Source organism: Dyella sp. (assembly GCF_051954575.1).
GTDB lineage: Bacteria > Pseudomonadota > Gammaproteobacteria > Xanthomonadales > Rhodanobacteraceae > Dyella_B.
In genome coordinates this window covers 1-20681 of record NZ_JBQCHP010000125.1, presented here as the reverse complement: position 1 = coordinate 20681, position 20681 = coordinate 1, and the positions used below count along the sequence as shown (strand labels likewise).

The 20681-nt window shown below is 61.3% G+C and carries 7 protein-coding genes and 1 pseudogene; 3 read left to right on the top strand and 5 right to left on the bottom strand.

All coding sequences use genetic code 11. The features are described from left to right. Positions 1-873: 873 nt before the first annotated feature. From ACTHNE_RS16435 to ACTHNE_RS16425, 3 genes are all read right to left on the bottom strand, one after another. Positions 874-9519, bottom strand: a complete 8646-nt coding sequence (locus ACTHNE_RS16435; protein WP_440269814.1) for a two-partner secretion domain-containing protein — start codon at positions 9517-9519, stop codon at positions 874-876. 174 nt (positions 9520-9693) lie between these two features. Next, the gene (locus tag ACTHNE_RS16430; RefSeq protein WP_324946631.1) at positions 9694-10461 is read right to left on the bottom strand and encodes an FkbM family methyltransferase; all 768 of its coding nucleotides are present in this window, start codon (positions 10459-10461) and stop codon (positions 9694-9696) included. 35 nt (positions 10462-10496) lie between these two features. Beyond that, positions 10497-11633 carry a hypothetical protein gene (locus tag ACTHNE_RS16425; RefSeq protein ID WP_324946629.1) on the bottom strand — a complete coding sequence of 379 codons (1137 nt, stop codon included), beginning with the start codon at positions 11631-11633 and terminating at the stop codon, positions 10497-10499. A gap of 510 nt (positions 11634-12143) precedes the next feature. On the opposite strand from ACTHNE_RS16425, the gene ACTHNE_RS16420 reads away from it, so the two are divergent. Then, complete coding sequence (locus tag ACTHNE_RS16420) at positions 12144-12608, top strand: hypothetical protein (RefSeq protein ID WP_324946627.1); 465 nt, start codon at positions 12144-12146, stop codon at positions 12606-12608. A 157-nt stretch (positions 12609-12765) separates the two neighbouring features. Here ACTHNE_RS16420 and ACTHNE_RS16415 read toward each other — a convergent pair whose 3' ends face one another. Then, positions 12766-14232, bottom strand: coding sequence for a DHA2 family efflux MFS transporter permease subunit (locus tag ACTHNE_RS16415; RefSeq protein WP_324946625.1), 1467 nt, complete (start codon positions 14230-14232; stop codon positions 12766-12768). 209 nt (positions 14233-14441) lie between these two features. On the opposite strand from ACTHNE_RS16415, the gene ACTHNE_RS16410 reads away from it, so the two are divergent. Together ACTHNE_RS16410 and ACTHNE_RS16405 are read left to right on the top strand one after the other, a co-directional pair. Further along, a complete protein-coding gene (locus tag ACTHNE_RS16410) occupies positions 14442-17786 on the top strand; it encodes a GH92 family glycosyl hydrolase (protein WP_440269813.1) in 3345 nt (1114 codons plus the stop codon). A 195-nt stretch (positions 17787-17981) separates the two neighbouring features. After that, positions 17982-20066, top strand: coding sequence for a M13 family metallopeptidase (locus ACTHNE_RS16405; RefSeq protein ID WP_440269812.1), 2085 nt, complete (start codon positions 17982-17984; stop codon positions 20064-20066). Between the two features lie 79 nt (positions 20067-20145). On the opposite strand, the pseudogene ACTHNE_RS16400 reads toward ACTHNE_RS16405, so the two are convergent. After that, positions 20146-20379 (bottom strand): annotated as a pseudogene (locus tag ACTHNE_RS16400) (glucose/galactose MFS transporter); the annotation flags it as partial. Positions 20380-20681: the final 302 nt, after the last annotated feature.

Genomic DNA, 20681 nt, shown 5'->3' with positions numbered 1-20681 from the left:
CCGGCCTTCTAATGAAAGAAGTGACGCAATTACTTGGTGTTCGGGCACACCACTCTTTTCCCAGGATTAGCTCAGGTACAGCGGTGGCTGAAAAGGCTTGTAGCCAAAGCAACCGCTGACGCCAAGAACCGCGACAAGCGTAACAAAGTGGACCTTCATTCTTCTTAATTCCGACGCTTTCTATCAGCTCACTCATTGACGGCCTGCATTTCAGGTGATTTTTTTCCAAACGTCTGAGCATGAAATCCTTCCCAGGCTGTAAGTTTGCCCTGCCTCGCGTGTCAATTTGCGAGCAGGGACGGGCCACCCGTCTTTGTTACAAGCAATCCACACCCGCTGCCTTGATGGACATTGTGCGACATGCCTTATCCGTAAAGCTCGTGGCGATTTTGATCGTCCAATCCGTTCAATGCTTGCGATGAATTCCCGCACTCACCAAGCATGCTTGTGTTTATAATTTGCAAACGTCTGCCAAGGGAAAGACATGGCAGAACCTACCATTTAGCCTTCTTGTCACATCACGTCGCGGCACTGAAGCCCCCCTATCGCATGCGCTCAAGCTCGAATACCCTCCTTGACAAACGTTGTATGGCTTTCCATCGTAGAGATATCCACTATTTGTCATGCATCTGTACATCATGACAATTTCATCAGGTGTCGTCGTTACACTGACCATCCTATCTCTGACGCCATTTGGACTTGGGTAGCCGCATTCAAGCATGGCTTTTCTAACAGCAAGCTCGTCATCACCTAGTCGTGACCATCTTTCATATTCATACGGATTGGGTTGAAACGGCTTGTAACCAAAACACGCGCTTAAAAGCGGAGCCACTATCAACGCGAGGGTAAATATTCTTTTCATACCACACTCAACTATCGACCTGGGGTAGGCACGGATACAGGCATGCGAGAAGAGAGGTCCCGCCAGAAGTCGCCGCACGCAGCATCCTTGCTTGCTCCATAACAATTATGCGACGTGTCCTTTTGCCCGGTCCCCGCACGAATCATCTCCCAAAGAGATGTCGATCCTTCAGGGATCGTTCCACCCGTGACGGGGTTATGACCAATGAGTCGACCAACAGGATCGGCAACATGATTCTGCAGTACCAATATCATCTCCTGCCTTTTTGCCGAATCATTAATGGCATCACGATCTTGCAGGAAGCTGAGTATTTTGTCCGCTTTCGCTGCATTGTACGCTGGACCAAAAAAGCTTACTGTCGTGTCAGAAAGCATACCTTCTGAACCCGGCAACTTGGCGATCGATGCCATGGCGTTACCGATGGTCATCGATCCACGGCTATGCCCATCAAAGTGCAAGCCATCTTGTCCGTAGTAGAGCATCATCCATTTGGTTTCCTCTGTGGCGTTGGTCAGCCCCCAGAAATCGTTCTCCAGATTCTCCTGATACCCCGCCACCAGCAATTCGGACAAGCCATTGCCTGCTTCTGGGAAAGCAATGTAATACTGCGGGCCACCTCCGGCGCTACTGTGCTGGTCCGCATATTTTGCGGCAGCCTCATTACCATTGAAGATGCCGTTATCGGCAATATAGACCTTACCGTCCTTTCCGGGTTGCAGGCTTGCCTTTTCCTCGTCTGTTAATTTGCGACCGGGGATAGGCCGGCCATCTTTGTTATAGGCCACTTCATACACATCCGCCGCCTTGATGAACATCGTGCGGTAGGCCTCATCCGTGAAGTGTGTTCCTATTTGATACCCAAAGCTGTTCAAGGCTTGCTCGTACTCCGCATTCGCCTGCAACTTGCCAAGATCAGGACGAGCCAACGCCTGATTATCCAGACTGGCATCTCTGCTAATTCCCGCAATCGCTTCGTCAATGGTTTTGTCGGTTAGTGCTTGCTGCGCCTGCCCATTCGTGATGACGACCGCGCCATTGGCAATGGCGCTGTGCGTGATGCTGTTGTGGCTCTCGCTGTCTCCACCACCACCCATCAAATTTCCCACAACAGTCTTGCCAATCGCGTACTTGCTCCCGCTCAGCACGCTACCGTCACTGCCAAAGTTGTTACTGGAAGCTTTGCCGCTGCTTTCGTTCCGGAGGTTCTCATGGGTAAGCGTGCCCGTGATCAGACTATTCTTGCTGGGGTCGGCGCTGCTGGCGATCACGCCGCCGACCAGGTGCGTGTTGCCGCCTACCGTAATGTCGAAACCTCCGCTGCCGGCGCCGATGCCGCTGACGTCAGTGACGCCCGCATAGTGGCTGTTCGACTTGCTCCGGCTGTAATTGAAGCTACCGCCGCCACCTGCACCGATGACCATGGAGCCGCCGATCTGCTGCTGCTTGCTGGCGAAGCCATCGGTGTCCTGTTCGCTCTGGATCAGCAAGTTATTGCCGATATTGGCCACTACTGTGTTGCCGGTGAGCTGAGCACCCTTGATCACGGCGTCATTGCCGCTGACAAGGGTCAGGGTATCGTTGGCATTGACGCTGCTGATGGCGTGCGTAGCGCCATTGCCATGTGCACTGCCTTTGCCGACGGAGCCTTCGGCGTAAAAACCGAAGCCGCTGCTGCCGACCTGGATACCCACGCCTCCGCTAGCGTTCTTGTTGCGGCTTTCCAGTGTGTGGTTTTCTTGTTGGCTGAGAACGTTGAGGTTATTGGCGGCGGCAAGCGCCACGTTTTGACCATTGACCTGGCTGGCGATGAGGTTCAGGTCGCCACCAGTAGCTGCAATGGTGATATTGCCTTGGCTGTTGATGCGGCTGCCATGAGCGGTCTCATCGTGTGTTGTGGTACTGCTACTGGCGCTGCTGGCACCGATACCGATGCGCAGGTTGATGCCCTGGCTGACGCCGGTTCCTTCCGATACCGCTGCACCTGCTGCGTTTTGATAGTGGTTGTATGCCTCATAGCCGGTATAGGCTGCCTGGGCAGCATATAGAGCTTTGACGCGGTTATCCTCGGCGTGGCTGGATGCCTGCGCACGGCCGTAGATGCCTTGCGCAACACCGGCCAGGCCACCACCCAGGCCGAGCGTAAGCCCAGCTTGCTGTTGCTTATACGTCTGCATGGTGTCCTGCGTACCGACTGCCGCATCGATGGTGACATCCTTGCCCACGATGGCGGTGCCGGTCTGGCTGAGCACGTCGCTGCCAGTGATGTGCACGAGGTTTCCGGCAGTAAGCGTGACACCGCCATTCAAGCTGCCGATCACACTGCCTTGCGGGGTGGTGTCGATTTCACGGTAGCTTTGGCTCTCTTTGCTGCTGCCGATCATCAGGTTCAGGCCGCTGGTGAACAGGCCGCTGGTCTTGGTGGTGCGGTCGTGCTGTTCGCTGTGTGTGCTGGTTGCGGTGCCTAATTCCAAGTTGTTGCCGGCGGCCATCACAACGTCATCGGAGGCGACGATTTGTGCGGCTTGCGTGGTGATATCGCGACCTGCGGCGACGGTGACGGCGCGCCCGCTTAGCAGGGTGCCGACCGCCAGGCTGTCTTGCGTGGCATCGTGCGTCGTCTTTGTGGTGCTACTGAGGAAGCCGGATGTTTTGCTGGTGCTGTCTTGCTGCCAGGTATGTTTTTCCTGCCCGGCATTAAGGTGGATGTCGTTGCCGGCGGCGAGCGCAATGCCGCCATTGGCGCTGGTGAGGTTCGCGGCAACCGTGGCGACATCGTGCCCGGCGTTGAGCGCGACACCGTTGGCGCCATCGATGACCGTGCCGCGCAGATGTTCATCGTACGCATATTGACTGTATTGCGTACTGCCGTTGCGCCAGCTGTTGCCTTGGCTCTGCGTATCGGTGACAGCATTGAGGGTGATATCGTGACCGGCGCTAAGCGCCAGTTGATTGCCGGCCTGCAGCTGGGCGCCCTGACTAGTGAGATCGTTACCGGCGGCGAGCACTACGTTGCCACCCGCCTTGAGCGCGGTGACATCGGCACGCATAGTCGCCATGGCGGAGTGATCGGTTTGCTCTCCACTGCGTTGGCCGGCGGACGCATTGAGGCCAAGGTTGTTGCCTGCAATCAGTTGCGCGCTGCCACCCGCGTTGAGGGTGCTGGCGGTGGCAGTGAGATCGTTACCCGCGGCCAGTCCTAGATGGTTGCCGGCGCTGAGCGTGGCGTGATCGAGCGTGAGGTTATGGCCGGCTTGCGCGGTGAGCTCGCCGATGGCTGCGATCGAACCTTTGACCGGCAGATTGAGGTTGGGAACATCCAAGCTGTCCAGTTTTAAGTCGCCCAGGTGGATGCCGCCGGCATTCACCCCACTGACGAGATCGTTGCCCGCCACCAATGCCACGTTCCCGCCCTGAATCGTGCCGGCGTTGAGCAGATCTTGCGCGGCTTGCACGCTCAGATTGCCGCCGGCGCTCAAGTTGCCGGCATTGAGCAAGTTGCCAGCCTTGATACTGGCATCCTGTCTGGCCTGGATCGTGCCGGTGCTGGTGAGCTGGCGACTGGCGTTGAGGTTGACGGTGGTACCTTGGATCACCGCGCCGCTCGCCACGCTCTCGGCGGTCTTTTGGCTGAGATAGACGACCGGCACGAGCACCGACTCGCCGTTCACCTGCTCGCTCACCAACCACACCATGTCCTGCGTAAGGCTGGCGACCTGGTCGGGGCTAAGGGCTATGCCGACGGTTAGGTTGAAGGATTGCGCTTCCTGCGCACCAGCATCCATCAATGCCTTGTATTGATCCAGCGCATTGTCTTCGCCGCTCAGATAACGACGGCCGGTGAGGCTGGTGATCTGGTCCATCACCGATTGCGTTTCGTAGAACGCGTCACCCAGGCGTTTCAAGGTGAGGTCGCCATCCAGGCCGAGGCGATCGAGCAAATAATCGCTACCAAGAAAGCCGGTGTAGCTGGCGAAACGAGGGTCGGTTTCCACCAAATAAGGACTGCCGCTGCCGGGTTTGATCGTGTAGAGGCCGCCGCCAGGAAGCTGTACGGGAAACGGCCGCTCGGGCGTGCCGATCATTTGCGCGCCCGAAACGGGCCCGACGTTGCCGGGATTGGCCGGACCACCCGCGTTGCCGGCCCCTCCGCCCACGCCACCGTGCAATGTCTGGCCATGGCCGTTCGGCCCCAAGTTGACGCCAACGACGGGATGGCCATCTGCATCGACCGCCGTGTTCTGAATATCTTGGGCGCTGATGTCCACCGCACGACCTGCGCTCATCGTGGCTCGCAAGCTTGGACCGGCATCGAGTGTCAGAAACGGTATGCCGCCGGCGCTCACGGTGGCGCTGCTGGTATGTCGGGCAAACACCATTGGGGGCAACCCGTCTTCGCGATTGGAGTACCAGCGCGCGCCTTCGTAGTCGCCATCGACCGAACGCACCAGGCTGTTCTGCATCAGTGCGGTAGGAACAAAGGCGATATTCTGCACGGTGTCTCCACCCACATTACCGCCGCCGGCACCGCCGTCCTGGCCGTTGATAAGCAGATTATTGCCCGCCGCCACGGTGGAGTTGCTGTTGAGGACCGAGCCGTGAAGCGTGATGTCACCACCGGCCAAGAGGCGGCTTTCGGCGCTTGCCGAGGTGAGCCGGGTGATGGCTAGCACCGTTTGCGTGAGTGTGTCGTACGCTGCATCGCCGTAATAACCCAACGGCCCACAGCGCACCGGGTGCCCGTTGGCGCCAATGGTTTTCGCGTACGCATTGCAGAACGCGGTGGCCTCGGCGTCCGTGGTCCAGTCGAAGATCGTCGTACTGGTGGTGCTGTTGCTGGCCTGCTCGGCAGCCGTGAGCGCGTGGGTGTCGGTATGGAGTACGCGCCGCTCGTTGGTGATCTGTTGCGCGGCAACGAAGAGATGGCCACCGGCTTCGATATCGCCCGAAAGATTCGTCACCGACTGGCTGCGCGCCCCACTGGCATCGGCCGCTATCGTCAAATCCCCCAGCGTGTACAGCATCGCATCGCGATTGAGCACGCTGCCGGTGACGTAGAGGTTCAGTTGATTCACCGCCGCGATCAGTGCGGTCTGATACGGCGTGTTGTCGGTGATGGCGCCCAGGTCGGCACCGTTGGTGAGGTGGGTGGCGTTGACGGTGATGGCGTTGCCAGTCACGGTGCCGGTATTGATCACCTCGCCGGCGTTGAGCGTGACGGTGTCGCCTTCGATGCGGCCTTCGTTGGTTTGGGTTGTGGCGTTGAGCGTGGTGCTGGCGCTGTTGATATGCGCACCGGCCTGGTTGTCGATGCGGGCGGCGTCGACGGTCAAGGCGCCGACGCTTTGCAAGGTAGCGCCGCTGGCGTTGACGAAGGCGCCACCGAGGGTGAGATGGAAATCGTGGTTGGCGAACAGCGTATTGCCGGCCAGGTTCGTGTAGCCACCGGCGAGCGTCAGCGCCAGATCGTTGCCTGCACGCAGGCGGCCGATGCCATCGAACGCGTTGAAGGACGTAGTCACGTCGCCGTTCGCCGCGATATCGCCAACTTGGTTCTGCACGGTGTCGAGCGTCAGGGTGATATCGCCGTCAGCACCGATGGCGCCGCCGGTGTTGTCCAGCGTGGCGGCGGCGTTGTGCCAAGCAAGATGCTGGGCGCTGTAGAGCGTGCCGCCGGTGTTGTCGAGATAATCGCCTTGCAGCGCGAGGCTGCCGCCTGCAACGGCAGTGCCGCCACGGTTGATCCATTGCGAGGCGTTGAGCATGACCTCGCCCTGTCCGCCCAGCGTGCCGCCGGTGTTGTCCACGCGGTGAGCGGTGATTCCCGTGTCGCCCTTGCTGGCGTTAGCGATGCGGCCCTGTTGATTGCTGAGGGCGGTGGCGGCGAGCATCAGCGTCGCGCCGCCTTGGCCGCTGCCGGCTTCCAGACGGCCGCCGTCGTTGGCAAACGTACCGATGACGTGAACGTTGGCGCTGCCTTGCGCCTGCAGGGCACCGTTGTTGATCATGTCGCCTTGCGTCGTAAGCGTGAGATCGGTGCCGGCGTAAAGCTGACCGGCGTTGCTCACGCGGCCCGCGCTCAGGGTGACCGCCTGGTTACTGCCGAGAAAACCGTTGACATCGTTGCTGAGCGTGTTGGCGACGTTGATATCCAACCTACCGTCCAGCGCCTTGATCTGGCCGCTGCCGTTGGTCAGCGTGTTGGCGGTAAGGCGCGTGCTTTGGGCTTGTATCAGGCCACCAAGATTGCCGAGCATGCCACTCAATGCGGTTTGCAAGGTGTTGGCGACTACGGTGCCGCCGGCATTGCTGAAATCCATGCCGGTGAGCGTCGCGTTGCCGGCCACGCTCAGTGTGCCGCCGTCGTTGGTCGTGGTCGTGCTGGTAAGTGCGAGGTCGCCGTTGCCCACGACTTGTCCTTGCGCATTCGTCAAAGAACCCGTCGTGATGGTCAGCGTGCCGGTGCCAGCATGCTGGATCGCGGCGTTGGTGTTGTCGAGGATGGCCGCGCGGATCGTCACGGTGGCCGCGTTGCTGGCGAGCGTGCCGCCGGTGTTGTCGAGCAGGCTATCGATGGCAAAGACCGTGTCACCGTTACCGGTTTGCAGTAAGTGGCCGCTGCGGTTGGTGAGGCTTCCGGCTTGCACGCTGAGCTGGCCGGCCTGCAGGCGCGCTTGGGCATTGTTGAGGGCTTGCGCGGCCTGGATCACCAGCCGACCGTTCGTGGCCAGATCGCCGCCAGCGTGATCGATATCGCCCTGACGTGCGGTGAGGGTGATGTCGCCGCCGGCGCGGGTGCTGGCGCCGTGCAAGTCCACGGCACTGCCTGTGAAGTTCAACCCACCGGAGGCAACGTTCTTGCCGGTGGCGGCGAGGGCGCCTTGCGTGCTCGCCGTCAGCTGCGCGCTGCCGGTGAGATTGCCATCGGTCTGCAGACCAGCGGCCAAGGTGCCGCGGCTGTCGAGGCGGCCGGCGGCGATGGCCAGCTGGCCTAGTGCGGCCAGCGTACCGGTGTTGGTGATGGCCCCGGTGACGGCCAGGTCGGCATCGCCGCCGGCGTACAACGTGCCTTCGGCGTTGGTGATGGCGCCCGCGCGAAGTGCGGTGTTAGCGGCGCTGATCCAACTGCCATGCGTGTTGTCCAGCAGGCCGGTGAGTTGCGCCGTCATAGGACCCTGGGTTTGCACACTGCCGTAGGCGTTGCGCCACGCCGCCGCCTGCGCATCGAGCTGGCTGGCCTGCATCTGGCCGCCGCGGTTGTCCACGTCGCCCGCGCTGCGCACGCTAAGTACGCCGGAAGCCAGCGTCGCGCTGCGGTGATCGATGTCGCCGGACGTGCTGGTGAGCGATACGTCGCCACCGGCCTGCGTTTGCGCACCGGAAAGATCCAGCGCGCTGCCTTGCAAGGTGATACCGCCAGCGGCGAGGTTGCGGCCCTTGGCGGCCAGCGTACCGAGGGTGACGATATCCAACGCACCGCTGCCCTGCAGGCTGCCATCGCCCGCCACACCGGCACCGAGCGTGCCTGATGAGGCAAGCTGCTGCGCACGCAGCGTGGCGTTGTTCGCCGCGGCCATGGCCCCGTCGTTGCGCAGTACGCCGCCCGCGGTGAGGGCCAGATCGCCCGCACTGTAAACGGTGCCGGCGTTGAGGAGGTCGGCGCCGGCCTGCAGCGCCATCGCGCCGCCGGATTGCATCGTGCCGCGGTTGCTCACCCCGGCACCGTGGATCGTGAGATGTCCCGCTGACGACGTGAGGCCGGTCATCTGCACCTGCCCGGCAGCATCGATCGTGAAATCGCCGCGCTGCGTTGCCAGTTCGCCGGCGTTGCGCACGCCGATGCCGGCCTCGGTGCCGACCAGGTGGATCTTGGTGGCGTACATGCCGCCCAGCGCAGCGACGTCCACGCTGACCGACGGCGCCTCGCCCTCGCCCGCAATGACCTGCGCGGCAAGGCCGGCATAGTCGACCTGGTTCGCGCCGCTGACGACGTTGAGGTGATTCGCCCACACCTTGCCGTTGACGGCGAGGTTGCGCGCAATCAGGTCGAGGCGATCGATGTTGGACGCATTGAGACCGTCGCTGTCGATATTGATCGCACCACGCGTCACGTGAAACGCGCTCAAGGAACCGTCGCCGCCGAACACCGGCACGCCCGTGGTCAGCGTGGCGCGCGGGGTATTGATGAAGCCGCCGCCCGATACGCGAATGCCATTGGGATTGGCGACGATCACGTCCGCCGCATTGCCGGCCACTTCGGTATAGCCACGCAGGTACGTCGGGTTGGTCGAGGTGACTTCGTTGACGATCAGCTTGGCCGACTGTCCAGCCTGGTAATTGGGATTGCCGGTGATGTAGCCGCCAAGCTGGGTCTGCGACACGCCCGCGGCGTTGTTCAAGATCAGGCCTTGCCGGTCGACGTTGAACTGCTGGTACTGGTTATGCGACACGCCCGCCGCCGACGGCGCGACCAGATTCACCACCGGCACGCCGTTGGCAGCGGCATCGGTACCAGGTCGATGCGCACCGGCGTTGGGATCGGGCGTGACTTGTGCAGACACGATTGTCTGCGTACCGAGAAACGCCGAAAACACGGCGGCGCTCAGCGTACGACGTGACAACAAAGTGGCCGGCGAATGCGAAGCGTGGCGGCGAGACATCGGTCCTTCCCTGCATGCGATAGGCGTGAAACCCCTGGCTTCGTTCGAAGCCCGCTTCAACCGTAGCAATCAACACCGGCACTTTGGGAACTAAGTTTTCGTTGCGCGACATCCGCTGACAAGAATTGGATAATTTCACCCGCGCTTGAATCACCGAATATGGCGCCGCATCTTTCACAGCTCGTAGCGCCGCTCCAGTTCGAAGCGGCTTTCCACCGGCGAAGCAATCACGTTCTGCTGCACGCAGCCGGGAAAGATGTTCCCTCTCTCGCCTGCGTGGTTGTCGGCGTTGTAGAGATAAGGCGTATGCGACCAGCAGCGGTAGCCGAGCTCCTTGATCGCCTGCACTTCCGCTTCCGCCTGTTCGATGCCGGAAAGGCGGCAGTAGATGATCGGACGATGCTTGCGGATGGTCTCGGCCGCGCCCAGCAGCAAATCGATCAGGCTGCCCGGCAGGTTGACCTTGAGCAGATCCAGGCTTTGCAGATCGAGGCTGTCGAGGGTGACGGTATTGGCGATTTCTTCCTCCTCGCCGCGCGCCACCACACCACCGGGCAACGACGACAGGGAAACCTGCGCATCGGCCCGACCCAGCCAGCGCGAATGCGCGTATACGTTCGTCAGCTGGTTGATGGCGACGTTCGCGCACAGTTGTTGGAACGGCAGGCGACGCGGCTCGGCAACGTGCACCTTGCCTTTCTCGCCGACCGCCTGCGCGAACCAGAGCGTGTGCGCGCCGTATTCACCGCCGAATTCCAACACGCTTTGACCATCTTCGATCAACCCGCTCAGCAAGTTGAGTTCCTGCTCGGCCCATTCACCGTAGCGTTGCAAGGAACGGGCGACCGGACCGTTCGCGGGAATGCCCGCCATCATGCCGTAGCGTGTCGTCCACAAGCGCGACGAAGATTCGGATGAATTGGTTTTCTTCTGCGTATTCATGATCAAGCCTCTTGAGCAGGGATTAGGAGTTCGCGTTAGCGCATGGCGCTTGCAATACTGAGCTGCCGCATGGCGCGCTGCTGGACGGCGAGCTGGTCCGGCGAGTTGGAAACGCTTGTCCACTGCCGGCAGATGTCTCGCCATGTAGCAAGCAGCGCAGGTGTCGCCTGGCCATTGCGCCACGCGTTTTCGCAAAGCTCGGCGGCGCGCGCGAAATCGGCGTTGCGCAGATGGATCTGCGCCATGCGTTGCACGGTTTCCGGATGCTGCACGCGCAGCGCCTCCAGACGCGTGGTCAGGCTGATCGCAACATCGCTTTGCACCGGCATGCCCGGCAGGTTCTCGTACGCCCATTGCACCGCCAGCCGGCATTGCAGGCTTTCGGCGCGCAGGCTCGGTTCGGCTTCCGCCATGAAGGCATGCATCAGCGCGTGCGAATAGGCTTCCTTCGCCTGCTCGGGCGGCAACACATTGCCGCGCGCAAGGGCGGTCACCGCGATCGCCAGCGCGCTGTCGGCGCTCGGCACCCGCTCGTAAAGCAGATCGAGCAAGGTTTGCGCGGTATCCAGGCTCTTCAGGCGCGCGCCACCCTGTTCGATGGTTGCGCGCCGACGAAGAATCTCCGCGCGACGAAGTTGCGCAGCGTCGGCGCTCGACGGAAACTCACACAGGCGCACGCATATCGCTTCGGCTTCGGCATAGCGCGCAAGCGCCGCGTCACCGAACTGGCACTCGGCCCAGAACGCCAGCACATCGACCCAGGCGAACAATACGGATGGTTCGCCCCGCGCCAACGCCTGCGCATGGCGCGATGGCATGCCGCGCAGCGAAAGCAGGCGCGCCGCGCCCTTTTGACGCTTGACCCGACAAAGATCGACATCGATGCGACGCGCCTGCCATGTTGCGCTCCGTGCGACGTCGGCGGCCATGCTCAAATCGATCCATTGTTCCGCTTCGGCATACATCACCTCGGCGTCGCGAGGATTCGCGCTCTCCGCTCGTAGCAGTAAAACCGCAACCAGCAGCCACGGCGGCACCAGGCTTTCCGCGCAAGGGATGGTTTGCCGCAGCAGCTTCTCCCATGCTTCCAGCGTGGCGCTGGATACCGGTTCGCTGCCGACACGCATCACTGCAGGCAGGTCGCTGTTACGCTCGATCAGGAGCGCAGGCATGACATCGCCTTCACACGTCGCAAGGGCTTCCAATTGATCGAAGAGAGCAGATAGTGGGAGCTTTTCGGAGACCGGTGACGATTCGTTTTTGCTTTCCTTATGGAAACGGATTTCTTCCACTTCCTCTAATATCACGAGCAATTCGTCTTGCTCCTCGACCTCGTGCGGAACAGCTGCAGCGAGCGAAGCAGGAAGAAAGTCGACGGGGGACATGGCATCCCAATGTTCCTGCCTTTCGTAATCGGGCGCCTGATAAGACCATTGCAACGATGAAAAGGCCACGGGAGCAGGGCCTGATGCATCTTCAAGCGTTACTGGCGCAACCTCCACAGACGGCGCGACATTGGATTGGTGCGGCAACGTTTCATCGTGCACCACTGCATGGGTATCGGTCCGCCGTCGACGAAGCATCAATCCCGCGCCCGCAGCCATCATCACAGCCGTCGCGGCAAGCAACCACATCCACGATCGCGCGGGTGCGGGGCTTTCACGGGCAGGCCCGCTGATGGAATGAGCGACAGCGGGTACAACAGGCTCGATTTCATCCGCCGCGATGGGAACTCCGACCATCGACAACGTCACCGCCGCATCGCCGACGACGCGATCGATGGAAGCAACGAGAGTTTTGACGCTGCGCTTGCCGGCCATGATTTGCTTATCAGCAGCCGCGCCGATCTGTGGTGTCATCATCGAGGAATAAGTCGACGCCGCCCGTGCTTCGGGCGCCGCCTTTTCTTCGGCGATCGCTTGTGTGCTTACCACAACCGCATCGACCGCAGCGGCTTTGCCATGCAACGCCGATTTATCCGGCACACGATAAGCACACGCCACCAACCCAACGCTCAGCCCTACACCAAACACGCAACAACGACGCACGCTGCGCAACGAAAGCGCGACGACCTTGGTCAACATGCGATCGGCATTGTCTTCCGAAGTCGTCATCGCGCTTCCCCGGCAAAACCCGCTTGGTTATGAAACACGGCGCAGCAGACGACGTGTGCGTCTGCTGCGCTATCACCAGTAGGATTGTTCCGTGCCCCGGTGATCGCGGGGATAGGAGAAATACGAAAGTACCTGCGTACTACGCCTATAAACAAAGCATCAACACGCCTTGCGATGCCTGCCGGCCACCTCAATGCATGGCAGGCGCCTGTTCACCCGCCGCGGCATGCGGCGTGCGCAAGAACACTGCACTGGCTACCGCGCCCAGGGCGGCGAAACATGCGCCCACCAAGAAGGCCAGCTGATAACCCGACGTCAACGCCGACGCATCCACGCCGCCCGCAACCGTCACGCCATGCGTACGCGCCGCCGCCAGGCTCGCCAGCACCGCCAGCCCGAGCGAGCCGCCCATCATGAAGGCCGTGTTCACCACGCCCGAGGCCAGCCCCGATTCGGAGGGCCCCACATCGTTCATCGCGGCCAGCAACACCGGATTGAACGCCACGCCCGCGCCGATGCCCAGCAACACCATGCCCGGCAGAATGTCGCGCAGGAATTGGCCGTGTTCCGACGCATGCGCAAACCACAGCAAGCCGCACGCCGCCAGCGCCAGTCCGGTCACCAGTGGACGGCGAATGCCAAAACGCATCACCAATTTGGCCGACAGCCCCAGCGAAAAGAGCGCCATGATCAGGTTGGCCGGCAGGAAGGCGAGCCCCACTTCCATCGGGCCATAACCAAGCACCAGTTGCATATACAACGCGGAAAGAAAGAACCACGCGAACATCGCCGCTGCCCACAGCACGCCCACGATGTTGGACACCACCAGATTGCGCAGCTGGAACAGGCGCAACGGCATCAATGGCACGCGCACGCGCGCTTCGATCCACAGGAACGACACCAGCAAGGCCAGCGCGATCGCCAATTGCCCGATCGTCGTGGAAGATAGCCAGCCGACCTGATTGCCGTTGACGATTGCATACACCGCCAGCATCAACGCAGCGGTCACGGTAATCGCACCCCATACATCCAGATGGTTCGACGCGGCCGTTCTCGACGCCGCCGGCAACAGGCGCAGCGACGCCACCACGACGCCGATACCGATCGGCAGATTCACCAGGAACACCCAATGCCAGCTGAGGCTGCTGGTGAGCACGCCGCCCAGCATCGCGCCGAGACTGCCGCCACCCGCGCAAACAAAACCGTACACACCCATCGCCTTGGCGCGATCCTTGGGATCGGTGAACAGATCCATGATCAATGACAACGCCACCGCGGTCACCACCGCACCGCCCAGGCCCTGCACGGCGCGCGCAACCACCAGCGCCATTTGCGTGTGGGAAAGACCGCAAGCGAGCGAAGCCAGCGTAAAGGCGGCGATGCCGACCAGAAACAGGCGCCGATGCCCATAGAGATCGCCCAGCCTTCCGCCCAGCAACAGAAAGCCGCCATAGGTAAGCAAATAGGCGTTTACCACCCAGGCCAACGTGATGTCCTCGAATTTCAGGTCGACCTTGATTGAGGGCAAAGCCACATTAACGATGGTGGTATCCAACACGATCATCAGCACGCCCAGGCAAAGCACGATCAAGGCCAGCCAGCGGCGATCAGGATGCATGGAAACATGGGTGTGAGTGGCAACGGGTGAGTGCGTCATGAGATGTCCTTGAGGTGCATGCGAGATCGGTTCTCTATAAGCACGTCGAACGAGAGTGGCCGGAATCGACATTGCAAGATATCACCCTGCCGGCCGCCTGCAGGTTGCCGCCGATGCTGCGCCGCGGTTTGACACGGGGCGTTTAGATCGATCAAATCCCGGGCTTGGCGTAGTTCCCGCATGCTCACGCATTATAAAAGGGGTCACCAATGCCCAGTTTCACCCGCCGCACTCGACAGGCGTTTGTGCTCGCGCTCATCCTCTGCGCTGCCACTGCCAACGCCGCTGACCGTAGCGAATTTCACACCTCGTTTGAAGCCGGCGAACCTGCGCTGCTGCCGCATGCGAGTGATACCAGCTTCCATATCGAGATCGCCGGCGGCCCTTCCGCCAGCGACGCTTACACCGCCAAGCCCGGCGTTGGTTTTACCGGCCTGCATTCGCTGCATTACCAAGGCCACGCCGGCAGCAAACAGGCCATCGCCATGTTCGACGTCGATGTGCCGGTGCAAGCGGACACGCAGCTTTCGTATTTGCTGTTTCCGTGCATCAGCCAGGGCGATCTGGCCGATCCATCGACCTATGTCGCCGTCGACCTGGAGTTCGACGATGGCTCGCATCTTTCCGCCACCGCCGCCACCGATCAGCACCGCATTCGTGCGAACGCGCATGCATTCGGTGCGAGCCGCACGGTGTATGTAAACCAGTGGAACAAGCTGACGATCGCGCTAGGTGATGTGGCAGCGGGGCGGCGTGTCCGCCACGTGCTCATGACCCACGACGGTCCTGCGGGCACGTTCGAAGGCTATCTCGACGATCTTCGCATCGGCCCGGCTGCGGCGCATGCGGCCGAAACGCGACCCAGCGACGAAGTGAACATCCTGCGCGGCACCAACTCGGGCCATACGTTCTCGCGCGGCAACAATGTTCCTGCCGTTACGCTGCCACACGGCTTCAACTTCTGGGCGCCCGTCACCAACGCCGGCTCGGACTGGATGTACCAGTATCAGCAGCGCAACGATGCGGACAATCGCCCGCGCATCGAGGCCTTCTCGCTTTCACACGAACCCAGTCCGTGGATGGGCGACCGGCAGACTTTCCAGCTCATGCCCGCCGCGGTCGCCGATGGCGCGCCCACGGCAAACCGCGAGAAGCGCGCGTTGAGCTTCAGCCATGCAAATGAGGTTGCGCATGCGCACTATTACAAGGTGACGTTCGATAACGGCATCGTCGGCGAGATGACGCCCACCGATCATGCTGCAATGTTTCGCTTCACCTTTGCCGGCAAACGCGGGCAACTGGTGTTCGACAATCGCACGGATGAAGGCGGCATCACGCTCGATCCCGCGCATCGCAGCTTCAGCGGTTATTCGGACGTGAAAAGCCCACTTTCCACGGGTGCGACGCGCCTGTTCTTCTATGCCGAGGTCGATCAGCCGGTCGCCGAAAGTGGACGGCTCACTGGCGAAGGTCGCGACCACGTCAGCGCATGGTTCGGCTTCGACACCTCGAAAACGAAAGCGGTGAACGTGCGTATCGCCACCTCCTTGATCAGTCTCGAGCAAGCCAAGCACAACCTTGAACTGGAAATCGCGCCGCAGGATCGTTTCGACGACGTGCGCGAACGCGCGCAACGCATCTGGGACAAGCAGCTGGGCATCGTGCAGGTGCAGGGCGCCAGCCAGGATGAGCGCGCCACGCTGTATTCCAATCTGTATCGCCTGTTCATGTATCCCAATTCCGCGTACGAGAACACCGGTACGGCCAATGCACCAGTGTATCGCTACGCGAGTCCGTTCTCGCCGGCGACCGGCGAGAACACGCCCACGCACACCGGCGCGCGCATCGCCGACGGCAAGGTGTTCGTCAATAACGGCTTCTGGGATACCTATCGCACGGCGTGGCCGGCCTATGCGCTGCTGATGCCGCAACAGGCCGGTGCGATGATCGACGGCTTCGTGCAGGAATACCGCGACGGTGGCTGGATCGCGCGCTGGTCGTCACCCGGTTACGCCGACCTGATGGTCGGCACCAGCGCCGACGTGGCGTTTGCGGATGCCTGGCTCAAAGGCGTGCACAACTTCGACGTGCAATCGTTCTATCAGGCGGCCTTGAAGGATGCCACCGTGGTGAGCCCGCTCAAGGGCACCGGGCGCAAGGGTCTTGAGCGTTCGATCTTCAGTGGCTATACCGATGACGCGATCGAGGAAGGGCTTTCCTGGTCGATGGATGGCTATATCGCCGATTTCGCGATCGGCAATCTCGCCAGTGCGCTCGCGACGCAACACGATGCGCATGATCCGTATCAGCCGCACTACGCCGAAGATGCCGCTTATTTTCACGATCGCGCGCTCGACTACGTGAATCTTTTCAACGCCGACATCGGCTTCTTCGTCGCGCGCGATGCGAAAGGCCAATGGCGACATACCAGGCAAAATTTCGATCCACTGCGCTGGGGTGACGATTACACCGAAACGGATGCATGGAACATGGCCTTCCACGCGCCGCACGATGGCGCGGGACTCGCCGCGCTGTATGGCGGCCGCCAGGCGCTCGGCGCGAAGCTGGACCAGTTCTTCGCCACGCCCGGCGTTTATCACGTCGGCGGCTACGGTGACGTGATCCACGAGATGCGTGAAGCGCAGGCCGTGCGCATGGGCCAGTACGGCCACAGCAACCAGCCTTCGCATCACATCATCTACATGTACGACTACGCCGGCGAGCCATGGAAAGCGCAGGACAAGGTTCGCGACGTGCTGTCGCGCCTGTACCTGGGCAGCGAGATCGGCCAGGGTTATGTGGGCGACGAAGACAATGGCGAGATGTCCGGCTGGTGGCTGTTCAGCGCTGCGGGCTTCTATCCGCTGCGCATGGGCGCGCCTGAGTACGTGGTCGGTGCGCCGTATTTTCCGCACATGGACATTGCATTGGAAAGCGGCAGGCACATCGTGATCAATGCGCCCGGCGTGAGCGACAAAAATCGCTACATCCAAAGCCTGCACGTGAACGGCCAGCCGTGGGACAAACTCACGTTGCCGCACGCATTGCTTGCGCAGGGTGCCACGCTGGATTTCGTGATGGGACCGAAGCCTTCCACATGGGGCAGCGACGAACAGGCCTTGCCGGCGTCGCTGACGCTTGGCGGCAAGCCTTCCCCAATGCACGATCTTGCAGGTACCGGCGACGCCGAGCCAAGCAGCGATCCTGCGATAGGTGATCTCAATGTCTTGGTCGATCACACCAGCGATACCGAACTGCAATTGCCTAGCTCGCCTGTCACCGTCAGCTGGCATTTCCCTCAGCCGCGCGCGGTGGCGATGTATACGCTTACTTCAGCCAGGCAGGCGCCGGCGCCGTCGAACTGGACGCTGGAAGTTTCCGATGACGGAAAACATTGGAAGACAATCGATACGCGCAAGAACGAACGCTTCCCATGGGCGCGACAAACACGTGCGTTCGGCATTCGCCAGCCAGGACCACATGCGTATTACCGGGTTCGGTTCGACAACGGAACGCCGAAAGCATTGGCCGAAATTGCATTGCTGGGGCGCTAGCGACGTAGGTTGGAGTGCTAACACCAATATGGCCATCCCTATGCTACGCGACGTTGGGGTTTGCACCCCAACCTACGGCGCTAGCCACGTAGGTTGGCCCAACGCATGCGGCACCTAGCCCGAAAGTCATGCTCACAAGCCCGCCTCCGGCGGGCTATGTTGGGGAACTCGTTCCTCACATGAAAGGTGATCGCCATGCAGCGATTCAAATGGATACTCACCGCCGCGATCGTAAGCAGTACCACGGCGATGGCCGCATCGCCCGCCACCGTGGGTGATGCGCCAACGGCAAAAGCCAGCCATGTCGACATCGGCATCGATCTCAAAAGCATCGATCATTCGGTAAAGCCCGGTGACGATTTCTTCCATTACGCCAACGGCGACTGGGTGAAGACTACGCAGATTCCGGCTGACCGTTCCGGCACCGGCACGTTTCTGCACGTGTACGAGCTGGCCGAAAAGCAGACTTCCACACTGATCCGCAACGTCGCACAAGGCCACGCCGCGCCCGGTTCCAGCGAACGCAAGATCGCCGATTACTACGCTGCCTACATGGATGAGGCCGGCATCGAGAAGCATGGCCTCGCGCCGTTGAAACCGGAATTCGATCGCATCGATGCGATCAAGACGCGCGACGATCTGGCCAGCGTGCTCGGCAGCCAGATGCGCGCCGACGTCGATCCGATCAACGCCACCAATTTTCACACCGAAAACCTGTTCGGCCTGTTTGTCACGCAAGGGCTCGAAGATCCCTCGCACAACATGCCCTACCTGCTGCAGGGCGGCCTTGCCATGCCCAGTCGCGACTATTACTTGTCGCAGGACAAGGAAATGGCCGCGGCCCGCGCCAAGTACGAAACCTACGTCACCTCGCTGCTGAAGCTCGCGGGTACAGAGGACGCGCAGGCACAGGCCAAGGCCGTTATCGCGCTGGAAACCAAGATCGCACAGGCGCAGGAAAGCCTGGTCGACAGCCAGGACGTGCACAAAGCCAATAACGTGTGGAACGTCAGCGACTTTGCGCAAAAGGCACCTGGCCTGAACTGGAATGCCTATTTCAAGGCCGCCGGTCTGGATGGCCAGCAGCACATCGACGTGTGGCAGCCGTCCGCCACCACCGGTATCGCCAAGCTGGTGGGCAGCGAATCGCTCGACACCTGGAAACAGCTGCTGCGCTATCACGCGCTGGACGATGCCGCGCCGCTGCTGCCCAAGGCGTATGCGGATCTGCATTTCAATTTCTACGGCACCACGCTGCAGGGCACGCCCAAGCAGCAAGATCGCTGGAAGCGCGCCGTCAGCGCCACCAATACCGATCTGGGCGATGCGGTGGGCCAGCTTTATGTGAAGCACTACTTCCCCGCTTCGTCCAAGGCGAAGGTCGAGGAACTGGTGAAGAACATTGTCGCCGCGTTCGATCAACGGCTCGATACGCTTGAGTGGATGACGCCGGCCACGCGCGCAAAGGCGAAGGAAAAGATCGCCACCTTGCGCGTAAGCGTGGGTTATCCGGATACCTGGCGCGACTACAGCTCACTAAAGATCAGCGCCGACGATCCACTCGGCAACCATGAGCGCGCCGTCGAACTGGAATACAAGCATCAACTGGCTAAGCTCGGCCAACCAGTGGACAAGGGCGAATGGTGGATGACGCCGCAGACCGTCAATGCGGTCAATCTGCCGCTGCAGAACGCGCTCAACTTCCCCGCCGCCATCCTGCAACCGCCCTTCTTCGATCCCGACGCCGATGCGGCCGCCAACTACGGCTCGGTCGGCGCCATCATCGGCCACGAAATCAGCCATAGCTTCGACAACACCGGCGCCGATTTCGACGCGCAAGGCCGCATGGAAAATTGGTGGACGCCGGCCGATGCGGAGCACTTCGAAGCCGCCACGAAGAAACTCGTGAAGCAATACGATGCGTACCAGCCGCTCCCTGGCCTGCACGTCAACGGCCAGCAGACACTGGGCGAAAACATCGCGGATGTTTCCGGCCTTACCGCTGCGTATGCGGCCTATCACGCCTCGCTCGTCGGCAAGCCGGCGCCGGTGATCGACGGCCTCAGCGGTGACCAGCGCTTCTTCCTGGCCTTCGGTCAGGCATGGCGTTCGAAGATTCGCGATGCCGCCCAACGCCAACGCCTTGCCACCGACGTGCATGCGCCGGCCGAATTTCGCGCGCAGACCGTGCGCAACATCGACGGCTGGTACACCGCGTTCGATGTAAAGCCCGGCGAGAAGCTGTACCTGGCGCCGGATGATCGGGTGAAGATCTGGTAAGCCACAGAGGGAAACAAAAAAGCCGCATCTCATGGATGCGGCTTTTTTTGCGCGCGTAACAGTAGGTTGGGTAGAGGCGGCGCCGCAACACCACCGAGGCCGGCAACGAAAACACCAGATAGGAAATGTAGAAGGCGAACGGCACCAGGAAGGCATAGACGTCCCCCACCTGGAAAGCGAGTTTCACGAACGTGATAAGCGGCCCGTTGAGCCAGGTCACGAAGCCGAAGATGAAAAACAGCAGTCCGATGACCAGCATCGGCCCCAGCGTCGAAGGCTTGGGGTGATCGGCCGCAAGCGTGGTGGACGACATGGACGGCTCTCCTGAAAAGGCAAACGCATTGGCAATGCGAGCGCCGCCGGCGCGGCCACTCCCCCGCCCGGCTTTATGGCCTTGCGCGCCAACGTTGTCAATTTATGTCCGCGCGGCGCGCCCGCATGGACCTTGGAATTGACCCCATCCAATGGCCTATCCGGCGATTTCCTGACGCGCTGCGCCATTCGGGCGGTAGGCATGAACGGGCGGCCCGAGTTAGCTGTATAGAGGCATCCAGCGGTATTTTTCCCGTGCCGTGACAGGTAATCCTGCGCACCCGTGCTGCACTGCGCGAAACC